The 17,637-nt window shown below is 67.9% G+C and carries 17 protein-coding genes; 10 read left to right on the top strand and 7 right to left on the bottom strand.

All coding sequences use genetic code 11. The annotated features are described in order from the left end of the window. Positions 1-30 precede the first annotated feature (30 nt). Positions 31-684, top strand: a complete 654-nt coding sequence (locus BJL86_RS03225; protein WP_067476043.1) for a hypothetical protein — start codon at positions 31-33, stop codon at positions 682-684. A gap of 126 nt (positions 685-810) precedes the next feature. Here BJL86_RS03225 and BJL86_RS03230 read toward each other — a convergent pair whose 3' ends face one another. Further along, positions 811-1,428 carry a hypothetical protein gene (locus BJL86_RS03230; RefSeq protein ID WP_067476046.1) on the bottom strand — a complete coding sequence of 206 codons (618 nt, stop codon included), beginning with the start codon at positions 1,426-1,428 and terminating at the stop codon, positions 811-813. 292 nt (positions 1,429-1,720) lie between these two features. Here BJL86_RS03230 and BJL86_RS03235 point away from each other — a divergent pair, with 292 nt between their 5' ends. Then, the gene (locus BJL86_RS03235) at positions 1,721-2,212 is read left to right on the top strand and encodes a CarD family transcriptional regulator (RefSeq protein WP_067476049.1); all 492 of its coding nucleotides are present in this window, start codon (positions 1,721-1,723) and stop codon (positions 2,210-2,212) included. On the opposite strand, the gene BJL86_RS03240 is transcribed toward BJL86_RS03235, so the two are convergent. Beyond that, a complete protein-coding gene (locus BJL86_RS03240; protein ID WP_067476050.1) occupies positions 2,209-3,051 on the bottom strand; it encodes a class I SAM-dependent methyltransferase in 843 nt (280 codons plus the stop codon). The genes BJL86_RS03235 and BJL86_RS03240 overlap by 4 nt on opposite strands. A 109-nt stretch (positions 3,052-3,160) precedes the next feature. On the opposite strand from BJL86_RS03240, the gene cysS reads away from it, so the two are divergent. From cysS to BJL86_RS03265, 5 genes are all read left to right on the top strand, one after another. Beyond that, positions 3,161-4,615, top strand: a complete 1,455-nt coding sequence (gene cysS / locus BJL86_RS03245; protein ID WP_067476053.1) for a cysteine--tRNA ligase — start codon at positions 3,161-3,163, stop codon at positions 4,613-4,615. 12 nt (positions 4,616-4,627) lie between these two features. Further along, on the top strand, positions 4,628-5,599 hold the full coding sequence (gene rlmB, locus BJL86_RS03250) for a 23S rRNA (guanosine(2251)-2'-O)-methyltransferase RlmB (RefSeq protein ID WP_067476056.1): 972 nt from the start codon (positions 4,628-4,630) through the stop codon (positions 5,597-5,599). Positions 5,600-5,609: 10 nt separating this feature from the next. Next, the gene (locus BJL86_RS03255) at positions 5,610-6,281 is read left to right on the top strand and encodes a hypothetical protein (RefSeq protein ID WP_067476059.1); all 672 of its coding nucleotides are present in this window, start codon (positions 5,610-5,612) and stop codon (positions 6,279-6,281) included. Positions 6,282-6,377: 96 nt separating this feature from the next. Further along, positions 6,378-7,892, top strand: coding sequence for an AMP nucleosidase (locus BJL86_RS03260; protein ID WP_067476070.1), 1,515 nt, complete (start codon positions 6,378-6,380; stop codon positions 7,890-7,892). A 142-nt stretch (positions 7,893-8,034) separates the two neighbouring features. Next, complete coding sequence (locus BJL86_RS03265) at positions 8,035-8,598, top strand: hypothetical protein (RefSeq protein ID WP_067476061.1); 564 nt, start codon at positions 8,035-8,037, stop codon at positions 8,596-8,598. Positions 8,599-8,604: 6 nt separating this feature from the next. On the opposite strand, the gene BJL86_RS03270 is transcribed toward BJL86_RS03265, so the two are convergent. Both BJL86_RS03270 and BJL86_RS03275 read right to left on the bottom strand, forming a co-directional pair. Next, entirely contained in the window at positions 8,605-9,459 is an 855-nt protein-coding gene (locus BJL86_RS03270) for a metal ABC transporter permease (RefSeq protein WP_067476063.1), read from the bottom strand. 3 nt (positions 9,460-9,462) lie between these two features. Next, positions 9,463-10,386, bottom strand: coding sequence for a metal ABC transporter ATP-binding protein (locus BJL86_RS03275; RefSeq protein WP_082908600.1), 924 nt, complete (start codon positions 10,384-10,386; stop codon positions 9,463-9,465). 134 nt (positions 10,387-10,520) lie between these two features. Between BJL86_RS03275 and BJL86_RS03280 the strand changes: the two genes are divergently transcribed. Together BJL86_RS03280 and BJL86_RS03285 are read left to right on the top strand one after the other, a co-directional pair. Next, positions 10,521-12,146: a helix-turn-helix domain-containing protein gene (locus tag BJL86_RS03280; protein WP_075844819.1), complete on the top strand. Its 1,626-nt coding sequence runs from the start codon at positions 10,521-10,523 to the stop codon at positions 12,144-12,146. Positions 12,147-12,281: 135 nt separating this feature from the next. Then, positions 12,282-13,394 (top strand): NDMA-dependent alcohol dehydrogenase, encoded by a 1,113-nt coding sequence (locus BJL86_RS03285; protein WP_067474478.1) that lies wholly within the window; start codon positions 12,282-12,284, stop codon positions 13,392-13,394. A 9-nt stretch (positions 13,395-13,403) separates the two neighbouring features. Here the strand turns inward: BJL86_RS03285 and BJL86_RS03290 are convergent, their stop codons facing one another. Then, the gene (locus BJL86_RS03290) at positions 13,404-14,435 is read right to left on the bottom strand and encodes a metal ABC transporter solute-binding protein, Zn/Mn family (RefSeq protein ID WP_231887199.1); all 1,032 of its coding nucleotides are present in this window, start codon (positions 14,433-14,435) and stop codon (positions 13,404-13,406) included. Between the two features lie 190 nt (positions 14,436-14,625). On the opposite strand from BJL86_RS03290, the gene thrC reads away from it, so the two are divergent. Continuing rightward, complete coding sequence (gene thrC, locus BJL86_RS03295) at positions 14,626-16,047, top strand: threonine synthase (protein WP_067474483.1); 1,422 nt, start codon at positions 14,626-14,628, stop codon at positions 16,045-16,047. Here the strand turns inward: thrC and otsB are convergent. Both otsB and kstR read right to left on the bottom strand, forming a co-directional pair. Next, complete coding sequence (gene otsB / locus BJL86_RS03300; protein WP_067474486.1) at positions 16,044-16,856, bottom strand: trehalose-phosphatase; 813 nt, start codon at positions 16,854-16,856, stop codon at positions 16,044-16,046. The genes thrC and otsB overlap by 4 nt on opposite strands. A 53-nt stretch (positions 16,857-16,909) precedes the next feature. Then, positions 16,910-17,608: a cholesterol catabolism transcriptional regulator KstR gene (gene kstR, locus BJL86_RS03305; RefSeq protein WP_156515312.1), complete on the bottom strand. Its 699-nt coding sequence runs from the start codon at positions 17,606-17,608 to the stop codon at positions 16,910-16,912. Positions 17,609-17,637: the final 29 nt, after the last annotated feature.

Genomic DNA, 17,637 nt, shown 5'->3' on the forward strand with positions numbered 1-17,637 from the left:
AAAGGCCGCAGGTCCGCCTATTCTGGGGCCGTGTTCGAACCTCAGGGCCCGCTTCCTCGCGAAATCTATGTGCGTCGTCGACTCGCGGCGCTGATCCTCGTTGCCGTCGTGGTCGTCGCCGTTGTCGTCGCGCTGGTTCTCGTCAGCCGCGATGGTGGCGGCGGCGCGGACCCGGCCGCCGCGGCGGGCAGTGAGACCTCGGAATCCGCGAGCTCCTCGGAAACCTCCACAGAGGCGACCGACGAGGAGGACGCCGACGATCCCGCCTCGCGCGGCCGCTGCGCAGATGATGATCTCGAGGTCAGCGTGCGTCCCGCGTCGGCGAACTTCGAAGCGGGCTCCGACGCGCGGTTCTATGCGGAGATCACCAACACCTCGGACTCCACCTGCGACCGAGATCTATCCGGCGCCCCGCTCACGTTCGAGGTGTACCGACTCGACGACAACGCCCGCGTGTGGTCGTCGACCGACTGCACCCAGTCCGATTCCGAGGACGTGGCGAACCTCAAGCCCGAGGAGCCGGTGATGCGCCAGATCGATTGGTCCGGCCGCATGTCCGAGCCGGGCGCGTGCGGACAGCGCGACCGCGCCCCCGCGGAGCCTGGTTCCTACCAGGTGTACGCGCTCGTGGGCGACGCGTTCAGTCCGGCGGCGACGTTCAACCTCACCGCTCCTGCCGAATAGGCGTGCCCGACGTCATGCGTGAATGACGGCGGCGTTGGGCGCGAGCCCGGCCACCACACAGAAAAACCCGCGACCGAGATCCGGTCGCGGGTTTTTCTGTGCGCTTCTGTGCGAAGCGGCGAGGTTCTAGTGCGCGGAGCCCTCTACGGTCTCCTCCGGGCGGGTGAACTCGCCCGCGGCCTCGCGGCTGGAACCGACTGCGACGTGCGTGTCGATCGGCTCCTCACCGGAGAACTGGATGGTGCCGGGCACCGAGTTGCCGATGTGCAGGTCGTCGGCGTCGGGCAGCGTGACGGTCGTGTACACGATGCACGGGTGGGTGCCGCCGGCCACGTCGGGACTCATGTCCTCGTAATTCTGCTCGGGGTTCGAGGCCTCGTCGGTGACGGCGACGAGCGTGCAATCGCGCGGGATGCGCGCACCCTGTTCGATCGTCGCCTCGGCGCCATCGATGGTGACCGACTCCAGGGCGGCCCCCTCGGGGTTGCCGACGCCCGGGCCGGAGAACGACGCGGCGAAGGCGACCTGGGCCGGGCCGTCGCTTTCCTCGCCGATCTCGGGGACGACGACGCGGAAGTCGTTGACCACGACGTTCTGCGAGGTGCCGGAGCCGCCGTCGACCGCGGCGGCCTTCTCGGCGGTCTGGGAATGCTGCCCCGCGCCACATGCGGACAGGGCGAGCGCCGCTGCAGCCGCGGTGACGGCGATAGCGGACCGACGGAAACCAGAAGTCGGTGAGGTCACAGATAGCTCCTCGTGGTGCGGCGGACCGGTTCGCCCGCATCGGCAGATAAAGCGCATTAAGGCCTTTCTCATGGTAATGCACAGCGGCACCGAAGTGCTCACCTGGGGAGCCAATGGGCGCGTTCGCGCGCGGAATTACCCCCTTTGCGAGTCCTTGCCGACCGGGCCGGAGAACCTCGCCATTGCGTCAGTTCCCCGCAGGTCGGCGCCTTTGGCTTCCTGACCTGCGCAGACGCGACCGGCGTAATTGGAGGGTGTGCTAGGATGGCTAGGTCGAAAGGGGAAATCACCTATGGAGTTCAAGGTCGGCGACACGGTTGTGTACCCGCATCACGGAGCGGCCGTGATTCAGGCGATCGAGACCCGCACCGTCAAGGGTAATCCGCGCGAGTACCTGGTGCTCAAGGTCTCGCAGGGCGACCTCACGGTGAAGGTTCCGGCCGAGAATGCCGAGTATGTGGGCGTGCGCGACGTGGTCGATGGCGCCGGGCTCGGCAAGGTGTTCGACGTGCTTCGCGAGGAAGAGGTCGAGGAGCCCACGAACTGGTCGCGCCGCTACAAGGCGAATGGCGAGAAGCTCGCCTCGGGTGATGTCAACAAGGTCGCCGAGGTCGTCCGCGACCTGTGGCGCCGTGATCTCGACCGTGGCCTTTCCGCCGGGGAGAAGCGCATGCTCTCCAAGGCGCGCCAGGTCCTCGTCGGCGAGCTCGCGCTCGCCGAGGGTGCAGACGAGCCGCGCGCGCAGGAGCTGCTCGACGAGGTCATGGCCGCGGCCAACGCCTAGATCTCCTCGGCGAAGTCGACGACGACTTCGTACATCCCGCGTATTCGCTGCATGAAGGCGAAGAACGCCCGTATCCCGAGAGGCAGCTTCCCACGCTGTGCCTTGGGGAGGTAGCGGGTGAAGTTGAACTCCACGCGGACGTCGCGAACTTTATCGCTCCAGCCGCGCGCGGCGAACGGGTCCGAGACCTTGAACGGCATCGGCGCCTCGGCGACCCCGCCGCGCCGAACGGACCGCTCGCTTTGCCTGATGACGAACGGGGACTCGCTGTCGTAGGCCAATCGCCCGCCCGGGAAACGCTCGGCCATCGCGGTCACCAGCGCACGCACCTCGTGCACTTCGAGGTAGTAGAAGACACCGGCGGCGATGGCGATCATCCCCCGCGAACCATCGACCTCGTCCATCCATCGGTGGTCGGTCGCCGAATACGGTAGATCCACCTCGCCCTCTGCGGCGTCGACCCAGCGCGCACGCATCGAGAGAACCTCCGGGTAGTCGAGGTTGTAGATCGTCGAGGTGCCCGGAGTTCGCGGTTCGCCGAGCTCGCCCGCCAGGTCCGGGGCGAGCTGGTCGAGCCCGCAGCCGACGTTGACGATCGCGGCGCCGGGGTGCGAACGCAGGTAGCGCCGGATCTCCGCGAGGGTGATCGCGTGGCGAAGCCCGTACACCGCCGCCGGTCCCGTGCCCAGTGAGCGTGCCGACGTCTCTTCGGTCCTCGCGATCTCCTCGGCCCTATCCACGGCCCACGGATCCGAGAACACCGCCGGCCACCGCCGGGAGGCCTCCGCCCGGCCGAGGAGCGGGAAGAACAGTGTGGATTGCACATCGTGGACCGTCATGGAATTAGGCTAACCTAAGTAGAAGTGTGGTGCCAGGGTTTATTCTCGTGCACGAATGCGCGCGGCGCGTGGGGCAACGCGTTTGCCACCGCCCGGTAAACTCGCCCGTGTGACGCTCCACCTCTACGACACCCAGTCCCGCCGACTCCGCGAATTCACGCCACTGCGTGAGGGCAAGGCCTCGGTGTATCTGTGTGGAGCAACCCCGCAGACCACGCCCCACATCGGCCACGTGCGCTCCGGCGTCGCCTTCGACATCCTGCGCCGCTGGCTGCTCGCCAAGGGGCTCGACGTCGCCTTCGTCCGCAACGTCACCGATATCGACGACAAGATCCTCGTCAAGGCCGCCGAGAACGGCCGCCCGTGGTGGGAGTGGGTGTCCACGCACGAGCGCGAGTTCGACCGCGCCTACGCCCAGCTCGGCGTGCTTCCGCCGAGCGTGGAGCCGCGCGCCACCGGCCACGTCACCCAGATGGTCGAGTACATGCAGCGCCTTATCGACAACGGCTTCGCCTACGCCGCCGAGGGGTCGGTGTACTTCGACATGGCCGCGTGGGCGAAGGCACCGGACGGCGACTACGGCGCGATCTCCGGCAACCGAATCGACGACCTCAAGGACGCAGAGGATCCGCAGGGGGAGGGCGCGGCGCGCGGGAAGCGCGGGCCGCAGGACTTCGCGCTGTGGAAGTCCGCCAAGCCCGGCGAGCCGAGCTGGCCGACCCCGTGGGGGCCCGGCCGCCCGGGCTGGCACCTCGAGTGCTCCGCCATGGCCACCTGGTACCTCGGCGCCGAGTTCGACATTCATGGCGGCGGCCTGGACCTGCAGTTCCCGCACCACGAGAACGAGGCCGCGCAGGCGCACGCGGCCGGCGACGGCTTCGCGCAGTACTGGCTGCACAACGGCTGGGTCACCATGAGTGGCGAGAAAATGTCCAAATCCCTGGGCAACGTCCTCGCCGTGCCGAACATCCTTTCCGATGTCCGCCCGGTCGAGCTGCGCTACTACCTGGGCAGCGCCCACTACCGCTCGATGCTCGAATACTCGCCTGCGGCGCTGCAGGAAGCCGCGACCGCGTATCGGCGGATCGAGGCCTTCGTGCTGCGCATCCTGGACACCATGTATGACGGCGAACGCAGCGCCTTCCAGGCAGGCGAACCGACCTCGTCGTTCGTAGAGGCGCTGGACAACGACCTCGCCGTGCCGGCCGCGCTCGCGGAGATCCACAACCAGGTGCGCGCAGGCAACGCGGCGATCGCCGCGGGCGATACCGAGACCGCGAAGACCGCGGCGGGGGCAGTGCGCGCGATGGCCGGAATTCTCGGAATCGACCCGCTCGCGGATAATTGGTTCGAAGGGGCCGCGGCAGGCGGAGATCGGGCGATGGACGCGCTCGATTTCCTCGTGCAGGCGCAGCTCGCCCGACGTCAGCAAGCGCGTAAAGACAAGGACTTCGAGACCGCGGACGCCATCCGCGACCAGCTCGCCGGAGCGGGCATCGAGGTTGCCGATACCGCCGAGGGCCAGCGCTGGTCGCTCGCGGACCCAGCACAAAGTACCGAGTAAGAGGAGCACATCGTGGCAGGTAATTCGAGGCGCCGCGGCGCGGTCCGTAAGACGGGTACCAAGAAGGGGCAGGTCGTCGGCTCGGGCGGGCGCAGGCGGCGCGGGCTCGAGGGCCGCCGGGCGACGCCGAAGGCCACCGAGCGGGAGTACCACCCCGCGCACAAGCGGGCGAAGGCCGCCGAGCGCAAGGCGGAGGGCGCACGCCAGCGGCGCGCGCACGCGATCAAGAACGCCGATGGTCCGGAGCTCGTGCTCGGCCGCAATCCGGTCGTCGAGTGCCTACGCGCCGGTGCCCCTGCGACCGCGCTGTACGTCGCCGACGGCACCGAGAACGACGAGCGCCTCACCGAGGCCGTGGCGATGGCAGCCGAGCGCGGTATCTCGATCCTCGAGGTGCCCCGCCCGGACCTCGACAAGATGACCTCCAACGGCATGCACCAGGGCGTCGGCCTTCAGGTCCCGCCGTTCGACTATGCCGATCCCACCGACCTCATCGAGCGGGCGCTCGCCTCCGAGGAGCCGGCGCTCCTCGTCGCCCTCGACAACATCACCGACCCGCGCAACCTCGGTGCCGTCATTCGTTCCGTCGGCGCATTCGGCGCGCACGGCGTGCTCATCCCGGAGCGGCGCTCGGCCTCGGTGACGGCCGTTGCGTGGCGCACCTCCGCCGGAGCCGCAGCGCGCGTGCCGGTCGCGAAGGCGACGAACCTCAACCGCACGCTGCAGGACTGGGCGAAGCGCGGCGTGCAGCTCGTCGGTCTCGACGGCGACGGCGACACCTCGCTCGACGACTACGACGGCACCGGCCCGACCGTGATCGTCGTCGGTTCGGAAGGCAAGGGGCTGTCGCGCCTCGTATCCGAGTCGGTGGATACGATCCTGTCGATCCCGATCGCCCGCAAGGTCGAGAGCCTCAACGCCTCGGTCGCCGCAGGCGTCGTGCTCGCGGAGTTCGCCCGCCAGCGTCGCGTGTCCGGAAAGTAGGCCGCTCGCCGTGGCAGACTCAGACCCCGCCGCCGTCCGTCGCCTGCGGGATATCGCCGAGCAGCTACTGCGCTGGGGGCATGCGAATGGCGGAATGCTGAGCCCCACCTTCCTCGCGCTGCGCGATGAGCAGCCGGACGTGGCGATCGAGTTCGCCGTGCGCCCGGAGAAGTTCCCCGAGGCCACGCTGCAGGAGGTCGTGTACGGGCTCGACCCGGCCGCGGTGGCGATCGCCGTCGAGGGCACGATCACCGCCGAATCTGAAAGGCACGAGGCGCTCGTGCTCAGCGTCCTCACCGGTGCCGGGCCATCGGACCAGGCCGAGCAGAATGTCCACGCGTGGGAGGTCACCACGTCCGCGCTCGGCGTGCCGAGCCTTGGCGCCGAGCTGCCCGTGCAGGGGCGCAGCTCGAATCTGCTGCCGCTCGCGAGCGTCCCACGCGGCGATCTCGCCGAGGTGCGCGACCCGCAGGAACACTTCGTCCAGCCTGACGGCGACGAGCTCGGTCCCACCGAGCGCAAACGTATCTCCCTCGACGTCGGTGCGATCAACAGGTGGGCTCAGATCCCCGAGCCGGCGCGCCGCGTCACCGTCATCGGCACGGCATTCCAGCTGGAGCTCCTCCAGCGCAACGGGCTGCTCCCGCCCACGAGCGTCATCGAGATCGCTTCCCGCGATTGACGATTCCCGCCGCCTCGCCGGTGCCTCGGTAGGGTTCAGGGGGAAGGCCAAAGGAGTGGGCGCCGCGCGAGCCGAGAAAGCCGAGGGATGGGTTCCATGAGCACAGAAGGCGGCACGAACACCGAGGGACTGAGCCCGAAGGCAGCGGTAGACGAGCTGATCGCGCTGTCGGACCAGGCGGTCATCACCTCGAAGGCGAGCATCGACGCGTTGCTCGCGGGTTCGAGCGCCGAGCCGCGCTGGGGCCGCTACCCCGAGCTCGTCGTGCACGTCGAGGGCACCCCGGAGACGTTCCCGCGCGCCAGTTATGGCGTCGTTCAGGACCCGGGCGTGTACTCGTCCGAGATCGCCCAGCCCGCGCTGTTCCGCTACTACCTCACCGAACAACTCGAGCTACTCGCGCGCCGCTACCCGGTGCACATCAGCGTCCGCGAAGGCTCCACGATCATCCCGCTGCAGTACATGTCGGTAATGGATGACGACGCGCTGCGCACTCTCCCCCCGGGAGTGGCCTCGGCGCTCGGCTCGGAGGCGCCACTGGTCGACATCCTCGCCGTCAACGACGCCATCGCCGACGGCGACCTCGACGCGCCGTTCCGCCCGGCGAACCCGTTGTTCCTGTTCAGCCCGCTGCGCACCGATCTAGCGCTGCAGCGGCTGCGGCACTACACAGGCTCGAACCCGGCCGACTTCCAGGACTACGTGCTGTTCACGAACTATGCGCTGCACGTCGATTCGTTCATCGAATACGCACTCGAGCTCTCGCGCGCGGGCGGCGTCGACACGTCGAGCGGCGCGGCGTACACGTGGATCTCCGGCCCCGACGGGCTCGGGTTCCCGCTGGCGGAACTCAACAATGAGCGTGCGCAGCAGCTCAAATCGGCAGGCTCCGATGCGCAGATGCCCGCGTGGCACCTCTTCGCCGCCGACTCGGACACCCCCGGCGGAGCGACGATCTCCGGGCACGGCATCTCGCTGGTCAACATCGGCGTCGGCCCGTCGAACGCGAAGACGATTACCGACTGCGTGGCCGTGTTGCGCCCGCACTGCTGGATGATGGTCGGGCACTGCGCCGGCCTCGACGCGCGGATGAACGTCGGCGATCTCATCCTGCCGAACTCCTACCTGCGCAAGGACGGTGTGCTCGACCGATATGTCTCGCCGGACACCCCCGTGCCCGCGCTCGCCGAGGTGCAGCAGGCACTCGAAGTCGGCATCGGCTCGTCGTATGTAGAGCTCATGGGTGTTACCCCACAGATGCGCACGGGCACGGTGATGACGACGCACGACCGCAACTGGGAATACTGGCCGGCGGACGAGATCCAGGGACTCCTCGCGCGGACCGCGGTGATGAGCGTGGAGATGGAATCGGGCACGATCGCCGCGAACGGCTACCGCTACCGCGTGCCCTACGGCGCGCTCCTCGCGGTGTCCGATAAGCCGCTTCACAACCAGCCCAAGCTGCCGACGATGGCCAGGCAGTTCTACCAGGCGTCCAAATACCACCACTTCCTCGCGGCCGTGCACGCCTGCCAGCATCTTGCCAATTCCCCGCGAGCCGCGCACTCGCGCAAGCTCCGCCGCGTCATCGGCGAAGTGCCCTTTCGGTAGACAACAGTCCAGTGATAAGTAACGATTAATTTCGCCCGTGTCGATGGCACGAGTAGGCGTCGCGCCAACCTGGGTGATGCGCGCAGCGCATTCTCCGAGGCCGACGGCCGCCTCCCGATCCATTCGAGAAAGAAGGCGCAAGATGGGCAAGATCAACCGTTCGACGACATTCGGCGCACTCACCGCCGCCTCCCTCATGGCCGCAGGCACCGTCCTCGGAGCCGGCGCCGCACAGGCCGATCCCGAGGTCACGGCGCCCGCCGATCCTGCGGTCGAGCAGTACCAGGCGCCGCGGGTGAACATCGGCGACCCGTGGGGATTCGGCGAGATCCCGCTGGTCTACGGCAACGGCGCGGTGTGCGCAGGCGGGGCAAATGGCAATGCCCCGACCGAGGAAATCCACATCACCTTCCGCGATGCGCGCCAGCAGCCCGGCATTTTTAGCCTCAACCCGGCAACCCTCCTGCCGACGAACCTGACCCTGGACGTCGAATGGCACAACCAGGACACCGGCGAATCCGGCGTCGACCATGTCGACGGCACCGTCAGCGATGCCTGGTCCCGGCTGCAGCCGGGCGTCGGCAACGTCACCGGCACGATCACCGCGACCGCATCGATCCTGCCCGGAGGCGGCTCCGTCGACGGCATCGGCAGCCACACCATCGAGATCCCCTTCGAGACGTACTCGAAGGCCTGCGAAAGCTAGAACAACCTACCCCTTGTTCCTGACGGCGGACGCCGCTCTACATACGACGTAGATGGCAAACGAAATCGTCGTCACGAACACGGAAATGGGCACCCCCGGCGCGAGCGAGAGCAGCAGTCCGCCGACCGCGGCCACCTCGGCGAACAACACCGACAGGGCGATCGCGGCACCGGGGGAGCGCACCACCGCAGCCGCCGCGGCGGCCGGGGTGATGAGCAGCGAGAGCACCAATAGCGCGCCGACGATCTGCACCGCCTGGGCGGCGACGAGCCCGAGGAGCACGGCGAACACGAGGTTGAGCGAACGCACGTGGATGCCGCGCGTCGCGGCGACCTCGGCGTCCGCGGAGGCGAACACGAGTGGCCGGTAGCAGAAGCCGATCACGGCGATGACGATGACCGCGACGACAGCGAGCTGCGCGATCCCTGCGCCCGAGACACCCACGATCTGACCGGTGAGCAGCGAGAAACTCGACCCCGCTCTACCGGGATAGAGGTGGATGAACAGCACGGAAAGGCCGAGGCCGAAGGCCATCACCACGCCGATCGAGGAATCCCTGTCGACCGCTCGCGTGCCGAAGAGCGCGAACAACATCGCCGCGACCACCGATCCGAGTATCGCCCCGGCGCCGACGTTGAGGCCGAATAGTAGTGCCGCGGCGGCGCCGGTGAGCGCGAGCTCTGACGTGCCGTGCACCGAGAATCCCATGTTGCGCATCACCACGAAGGGGCCGACCAGTCCCGCGACGAGCCCGAGGAGGGCCACGGCGATGAGCGCGTTCTGGACGAAGTCCAGCCCCAGCAGTTCGGACGTCGTCTCGATGTCGCTGAGGGAGGAGAAGATTTCCGTGAGGCGTTCCATTACTTAAGCACCTCCGGCGTCATGGGTGGTGGTGTCTTCGGTGGTGTCTTCGGTGTGGGCTCCCGTAATCGGGGCGGTGAGGTGGGCGGACTCGCCGACCACCACGACCTGCCCGCGCACACGCAGTACTTCGACCGGTGTGCGGAAGAGTTCCGAAAGAGTTTCGGAGGTGAAGATCTCCTCGGGCGTGCCGATTCGGTGGCGCCCGTCGACGATGAAGATGACCCGGTCGACGAGCGGGAGGACGGGGTTGATCTCGTGGGTCACGAACATCACGCCCGTGCCGTGGGCTGTGCGCATGTGCTGCAAGACGTCGGCGACCGTCCGCTGGCCGGGGAGGTCGAGGCTGAGGAGGGGCTCGTCGCACAGCAGAAGGTGCGGGTCGGTGGCGAGCGCCTGGGCGATGCGCATGCGCTGCTGCTCGCCGCCGGACATCCGCCCGATCTGCTTGTCGGCGAGATGTTCCGAGCGCATGAGTTCGATCGAATCGGCGACGATCCTGTCGGTTGTGCGGCGGCTCTTCGCGCCCAGCCATGCGGGGAGGCCGGGGCCGAAGTGGTGGCCGTCGGCGCCGAGTCGCACGAGGTCGCGGCCACGGAGGGTGAGGCCCGGCTGGAATGATTTCTGCTGCGGCACGTAGCCGACGTGTCCACCGCGACCACCCGGGGTGGCGCCGTCGACGGTGATCGACCCGGTGTCGGGGTGCAGCTGGCCGAGCATGAGGCTGAGCAGCGTCGACTTGCCGGCGCCGTTGGGCCCGAGGATCGCGACGAATTCGCCTGGGTGCAGGTCGAAGTCGAGGTCGGAGAACAGCTGGTTCTCGCCGCGGCTGAAGCTGACGCCGCGCAGCGAGACCAGCGGGTCCGCGTGCTGGGCGCTGCTGCGGCCGAAGTGGCTGCGCTTGCCGGTGGATCGTGTGGGTTTCACTTCTTTACTGTGCACAATCGTCTCTAGGTTCTCGCAAGGAAGGGCGGGCTTAGGCGCCGGGGACCTGCTCTCGGGCGGCTCTTAGACACACTAGCTATGCTGTGGGTCACACTTTCTTTCGAGGTTGGTGAGACATGACAGGCGAGCAGCTGGCAGAGGGCGACGTCGACCGGTCCTGGAAGCGTTCGGCAGCTCTCGGGTTGAGTCCGGTGACGGCCGGGCCGAATAACGCGGACACAGCCCTGTCCCGCGCGCGCCGACTGCGCGAGGCCGCCGAGCCGGTGATGGAATCGGTGGACGACATCCTCGGCGGCACGGGCGCGACGGTCGTACTCGCCGACCAGGAAGGCCGCATCCTGCGCTCGGCGGAAGACGGGACGAGGGTGGCGCAGATGCTGCGTCGCCGTGGCATCTCCGAGGGCGCCGACCTCAGCGAGGATTCGTGCGGGAACAACGGCATCGGCACCGTGCTCGAGACGCGGGCCGGTGTGCGCATCGCCGGCGAGCAGCATTTCGCCGAGGTGTTCAAGCCGTTCTCCTGTTACGGCCATCCGATCATCAATCCGCTCACGCGCAGGCTCGTCGGCGCGATCGATCTCACCGGTCTCACCGCCGAGGGGGATCGCTTCTTCGTGCCATTCGTCCGGCAGATCGTCGCATCCATCGAGGCGCGCTACGTCGACACCGCCCGCACCGCGGACCGCGAACTCTACAGCCGGTTCATGGACTCCAAGCGCACCTCCCGGCAGACGGTGTGCGCCTTCGGTGAGGAAGCGGTGCTCGTGTCCCGCCGCGGCCTCGATGTGCTTTCCTCGGCGGACCTGACGACTCTTCGCGAGGCCGTCGAGTCCGCCGACCGGCCCGATCGCGTCGCATTGTCCATCGGCGAGATCCCTGTCGCGGTGCAGCACGTCGGTCGCAGCGGACGCCTCGTGGAGCTCGATATCCCCTCGGCACCGCAGCCCACGCCGCGCCCCAAGCGCCGCGCCGCCACAGCGGCCGGTCCCGGCGCCCGGCGCGCATCGACGCTTCTGTCGAGCTGCGCCGTGCTCGGGCCCGCGGGGTCCGGCCGCACAACGATGGCGGTGGCCACGGCCGGCGCGGACGCCGTCCACGTCCGCCTCGCCGACGCGGACGATGCGGATGCGGCGTGGCGGGACCTCGCATTGCCGGCGCTGCGTGCGTCCGGGGAGGGCAGCGGCTCCGCCGTCATCCTCGACGATGTTGATCTGCTTTCCGATGCCGATCTGCGTAGGCTCGGCGCGCGCATGGCGAAGGCGCACGCGCCCATCGTGGTCACCTCGTATGACGTCGCACGTCCCGCCGTCATGGCGGTCGCGGAACAGTGTGACCGCACGATCCACACCTCCGGTCTGCACGAGCGCGAGGAGGAGGGGATAGAGATCGTCCGCGCGATGGTCGCGCAGATCTGCCGCCGGCGCGAGTTCCCGGTGCCCGTGATCACCGAACAATTCGCCCGCGAGGCGTGCGCGCTCGAGCTGCCGAACAACTTGCGCTCGCTGGAGTCCATTCTCGCCGACTGCCTCCGCAAGCCCGTGCGGATCCTCGAACCGGCGCACCTGCCCGCGCACGCGCGCAGCGCCCGGATCCCGCGCCCCGGCGAGCTCGCGCGCGGCGAATACGAGGCGATCGTCAGCGCGCTCGACGAGTGCGACGGCGTGCGCAGCAGGGCGGCGAAGAGGCTTGGAATCAGCCGTACGACGCTGTACGCGCGGCTGCGCGAATTCGGCCTCGATTAACGGCCGGAAAGCGCTCGTACTGCGATTTTGTCCAGTGTTCAGAAATTGGACAGTCCATTTCCTCGGCAGCTCCATAGGCTCATATGTGATCCGACTCACAGAGAGCCGTAAAGGCTGCAAGGAAAGGACATCCCGATGAAGACTAAGGCTGCAGTGCTGTTCGACAGTGGCAAGCCCTTCGAGGTTATGGAGCTCGAACTCGACGGGCCCGGCCCCGGCGAGGTGCTCATCAAGTACACCGCCGCCGGCCTGTGCCACTCGGACCTGCACCTCACCGACGGTGACTTCCAGCCGCGCTTCCCGATGGTCGGCGGCCACGAGGGCAGCGGGATCATCGAGGAGGTCGGGCCCGGCGTCACGAAGGTCAAGCCCGGCGACCACGTCGTGTGTGCCTTCATTCCGAGCTGTGGCACGTGCCGCTACTGCTCGACCGGACGCCAGAGCCTGTGCGACATGGGTGCGAACATCCTCGACGGCGCGCTTCCCGGCGGCGGCTACCGCTTCCACGGCGGCGGACAGGATTTCGGCGCCTTCTGCATGCTCGGCACCTTCTCCGAGCGCGCCACGATTTCGCAGCACTCCGTCGTCAAGGTCGACGACTGGCTTCCGCTCGACAAGGCCGTGCTCGTCGGCTGCGGCGTCCCGTCCGGTTGGGGCACCGCGACGAAGGCCGGCGATCTGCGTCCCGGCGACTCGACGATCATCTTCGGGGTCGGCGGGCTCGGCATCAATGCCGTGCAGGGTGCGAAGGCCGCGGGCGCGCGTCACATCATCGCCGTCGACCCGGTGGAGATGAAGCGCGAGCAGGCGCTCAAATTCGGCGCCACGCACGCCTTCGCCGACGCGGCCGAGGCTCGCGCCAAGCTGGAGGAGCTCACGTGGGGTCAGATGGCCGATGCCGCGCTCATCCTCGTCGGCACGGTGGACGAGCAGGTCGTGCAGGACGCCTTCGCGTCCATTGGTAAGGGCGGCCGGGTGATCGTCACCGGTCTCGCGCACCCGGAGAAGCTCACGGTGCACGTGTCCGGCTTCGAGCTCACCCTGTTCGAGAAGACGATCAAGGGCTCGCTGTTCGGCTCGTCCAACCCGCAGTACGACATCGTCCGACTGCTGCGCATGTACAACGACGGCGACCTCAAGCTCGACGAGCTGGTGACGAACACGTACACCATCGAGACGATCAACGAGGGCTACGAGGACCTGCGTGCGGGCAAGAACATCCGCGGTGTCGTGATCCACGACCAGTAGCGCCGCTCGCTACGCGCCGCCGAGTGCAGACTCGACGGCATCGACGTTGCTATTCATCCACTCTTCGAATCCGACTCCGTCGGGGAGGGTTTCGGTGAACTCGACGATCGGTGTCCCGGCTGCCTCGGCGGCGTCTGCGATTTCGCCCGTGGCCGAGGTTTGCGTCTGGGGATTGACGATGAGTAGAGCGATGTCGTCGCTACCGGCGAGTTCGCGCATCTCGGCGAAGTCCGCGGCAGACGGATCCGACCCCTCCTCGATCGCCGAGGTGAAACCGGAAGGCGTCATGTCGTGGGCGTCGAAGTCGTCGAACATGTGGCCGCCGATGGGCTCGGTCTGCAGGTAGTGCACGTGCTCGGCGCCGAACGCCTGCTCGCCGCGCGTGTGCAGCTCGTCGAGCGACTCGGCGAGGCCGGCCGCGTTTTCGCGGTAATAGTCTGCGTCGGCGGGGTTGAGCGTGGCCAGCTCCTCGGCGATTTTCTCCGCGAGCGTGCTCATCGCGGGGAGCGAGTACCACACGTGCTCGTTGCTGGTGGAGCCCTCTTCTTCCTCGCCGTGCGAGTGGTCATGCCCCTCGTGGTCGTGCCCCTCTTCGTCGCCGTGTTCGTGCTCGTGCCCGTGGTCATGCCCGCCCGCGCCGTGGCTGTGCGCCTCGACTTCCGTGCCGGTGGCCTCGGTGAAGGCATCCACGCCCTGGAGGGTGGCGATGTCCGAGGCGTTTTCCAACGCCTGATCGACGAACTCGTCGTAGCCGGCGCCGTTGTACACGACGAGATCGGCCTGCGTGATCTTCGCGGCGTCGGCGGGGGAGGCCTCGAACGAGTGAGGATCGGCCGAGGGGTCGTCGATCACGGACTCGACGTTGCCGTGGTCTCCGGCGACGATCTCCGCAAGCGAGCCATAGACATTCGTAGAGGCAACGATCTCGGGCCCGGAGGTTTCGGCATCTCCGCCGTCAGAAGAACATCCCGCAAGGCCCGCCGCGGCAAGTACCGCCGCGGAAGCGAGAGCGGGGATCGACCTGGGGGATGGAGAACGCACGGGCACCGCCTTCTGGCGCGCGCACTTCGGCGCGCCACTGGATAGTCTTCGCAGCCGGGCACTGCACCCGACGAAGAACACTATAATGGAAACCATTATCAATAACATCTTTTGGGGGTCGACTCGTCCGCCCCCGCGATATCCCGGCCGCTGCGTGCCTGCGGCGACGTGTGCTGGCACACTTATAGGCATGGAATTTGTTTCGACCCGTGGCGGCATGGAGCCGGCGAACTTCAGCGACATTCTGCTCGAGGGGCTCGCGCCCGACGGCGGGCTTGTGGTGCCGAAGGAGGTCCCGCACGTCGAGCTGAGCGAGATCGAATCCTGGCGCGGCCTGGCGTACCCGCAGCTCGCGGTGAAGGTCATCGGGAAGCTGTGGACCGACATCGATATCGCCGATCTCGAGGGGATCTGCGAGCGCGCTTACGGCGCGCAGTTCTCGAATGACATCGTTCCGCTGCGGAAGATCGACGAGCAGATCACGCTGGTGGGGCTGTCCGAGGGGCCGACGCTGGCCTTCAAGGACATGGCCATGCAGTTCCTCGGCGAGGCGATTCCGTACGTGCTCACCAAGCGCGGGCAGACGCTCAATATCCTCGGCGCCACCTCCGGCGATACGGGCTCGGCGGCGGAGTACGCGTTCCGTTCGCAGCCGAACGTCGCGGTGTTCATGCTTTCCCCGCAGGGCCGGATGAGCGAGTTCCAGCGGGCGCAGATGTATTCGCTGCCCGACGAGAACATCCACAATATTGCCGTCGAGGGCGTGTTCGACGACTGCCAGAACATGGTCAAGGAGCTGAACGGCGACCTGGAGTTCAAGGCCGCCAACACCCTCGGCACGGTAAACTCCATCAACCTCGGTCGCGTCGCCGCGCAGGTCGCGTACTACTTCTGGGCGTGGCTGCGCGCCACCGACGCGCTCGACGAGGCCGGCCGCGCCGAGTTCGAGGCGACGTTCTCGGTGCCGTCCGGCAATTTCGGCAACATCTTCTCGGGACACCTCGCGGGGCAGATGGGGCTGCCCGTTCGCCGGTTACTGCTCGCGACGAACGAGAACAACGTCCTCGAAGAGTTCTTCCGCACCGGCGTCTACCGGCCGCGTAACCGCGAGAACACCCTCGCGACGTCGAGCCCGTCGATGGACATCTCCAAGGCCTCCAACCTCGAGCGCTTCGTCTACCACCTGCTCGGCAGCGACGCCCACCGCCTGCGCGAGGCGTGGGAGAAGCTCGACGCGACCGGCTCGCTCGACCTGTCCGCCGAGCTGGAGCGCTTCGCCAGCGAGTTCCGCATCGTCTCCGGAAAATCGACCCATAACGACCGCCTCGCCGCGATCACGTGGGTTCACGAGACGAGCGGCGAGATCATCGACCCGCACACCGCGGACGGCGTCACGGTGGCGCGCGAGCTCGCCGAGCCGGTCGAGAACGTGCTCGTGCTCGAAACGGCAAAGCCGCAGAAGTTCGCCGACACCGTCATCGAGGCGCTCGGCTTCGAGGCACCGGTCGGGGAGGAGCTCGCCGATCTCCTCGGCCGCCCGCAGCGCACCGTCGACATGGCCGACGACTCCCAGGTGCTCCGCGACTACATCACCGAGCACGCCGTCCGCTAGGCAGGCTTCGAACCTCCGCGCACCGCCGCGAGGTGGCGCAGCGAGACGACCACTTCGTCGATCGAAGCGACGCGATACCCGGCCACCGTCGGGCCGTCGCCGACCTTGATGCCGACGTCGAGTGCACTGCCATCGTGATCTGAGCCGAGCACCGCAAAACCTTTTTCGTCGGTGACGTCGTCGCCGAAGAACACGACGGACTCGGCGCCCGTGCGCTCGCGGAACGTTTGTAGGGCCGCGCCCTTCGACGCCTCTCGCACCGCGAGCTCGAGGACGGCTTTGCCTTCGGTGGCGAAAACGCCGTCGCGCACAGCCGGGCCCTCGAGTGCGAGCGAAAGGAGGCGCTCCTGGTCCTCGGCGCGCGGCAGCGAACGCACGTGGAGAACGGCGGAGGACGGCTTGTACTCCACGAACGCGCCCTCGTGGGGGAGTGCTATCGCCTCGAGCCGCGACGTGATCTCCGTGAGCAGCGCCGCCTCTACTTCCGTAAGGGCGGCGGGCTTGCTCTCCAGCTCCGAGCCGTGTTGGCCGACGAGATGAATCCCGGTGGCCGCGGACTCGGTGGGGATCTCGGAAATGCGGGACAACGTCGTGCGGTCGCGCCCGGACACGAGTAGCACAGTGGTCGCCGGGAGCGCCGCCAGCGCGTCGAGCGCCTCGCGCGCGCCCGGCGCGAGCCGAGAGGTCTCCGGATCGGAGACGAATGGCGAGAGCGTGCCGTCGAAATCGCAGGCGACGACCAGGTGGGCTGCCCGTGCTGCGCGGTCGAGGGCTGCGCGGGTGGTGAGAAGATCGGTCTCCGACGTCATACGTCCCAAGCTACGGCAGCCGGCGTAGACGCGGCGTCGTCGAGGTCCCGCGGCTAGCCGAGAGAAGCGTGGAGCTTCGCCCGGGTCGGGTCGGCGTCCGAGCCGAGGAGCAGCTCGATGGTGAGCTGCAGCCGGTCCTGAACGTCGGCGGCGGAGGCCCGGCGGGTAAGCCACGCGACGAGATTGGACATCCACACATCGGACACGACCCGCGCGATGGACAGCTGCACCTCGGTGGGTTCGCCGTCGGCCATCGCGCGGGCGATGATGCGGTCGATGTGTGTGCCGACGAGCTCGACCTCCGCGGCGACCGATGCATCGGCGAACATGAACGCACGCGTCATCGCCTCGGTGAGATTGGGGTCGCGCTGCATGGCCGTGGTGATCATCGAGACGACGACGATCATCCGCTCCTGCGGGGTCGACCCGGGAGGGGCGCTGCGCTCGGTGCGCTCGTCGATGCGGGCGAATTCGCGCGCGAGCGCGGAGACGAGAAGATGGACCTTCGAGGGGAAGAAGCGATAGAGCGTCCCGACCGCGACCTCGGCTTTCTCTGCGACGGCGCGCATCTGCACGGCCTCGTATCCGCCGCGCGAGGCGAGGGCGAGTGTCGCGTCGAGGATCCGCCGGCGACGCTCGCGCTGCGAGGCCGTGGTCGGCACCTCCGGGCTCGCGGTGCGTGCCTTGGTCGTCTGGCCGCGCTTGCCGGGCGTGATGTCCGAAGGGGCTGAGGGGTCCTCGACGTAGGTCATCTGGTCCAATCTCTTCTTTTCGTGCGGCG

This window comes from Dietzia timorensis, assembly GCF_001659785.1.
Lineage (GTDB): Bacteria > Actinomycetota > Actinomycetes > Mycobacteriales > Mycobacteriaceae > Dietzia > Dietzia timorensis.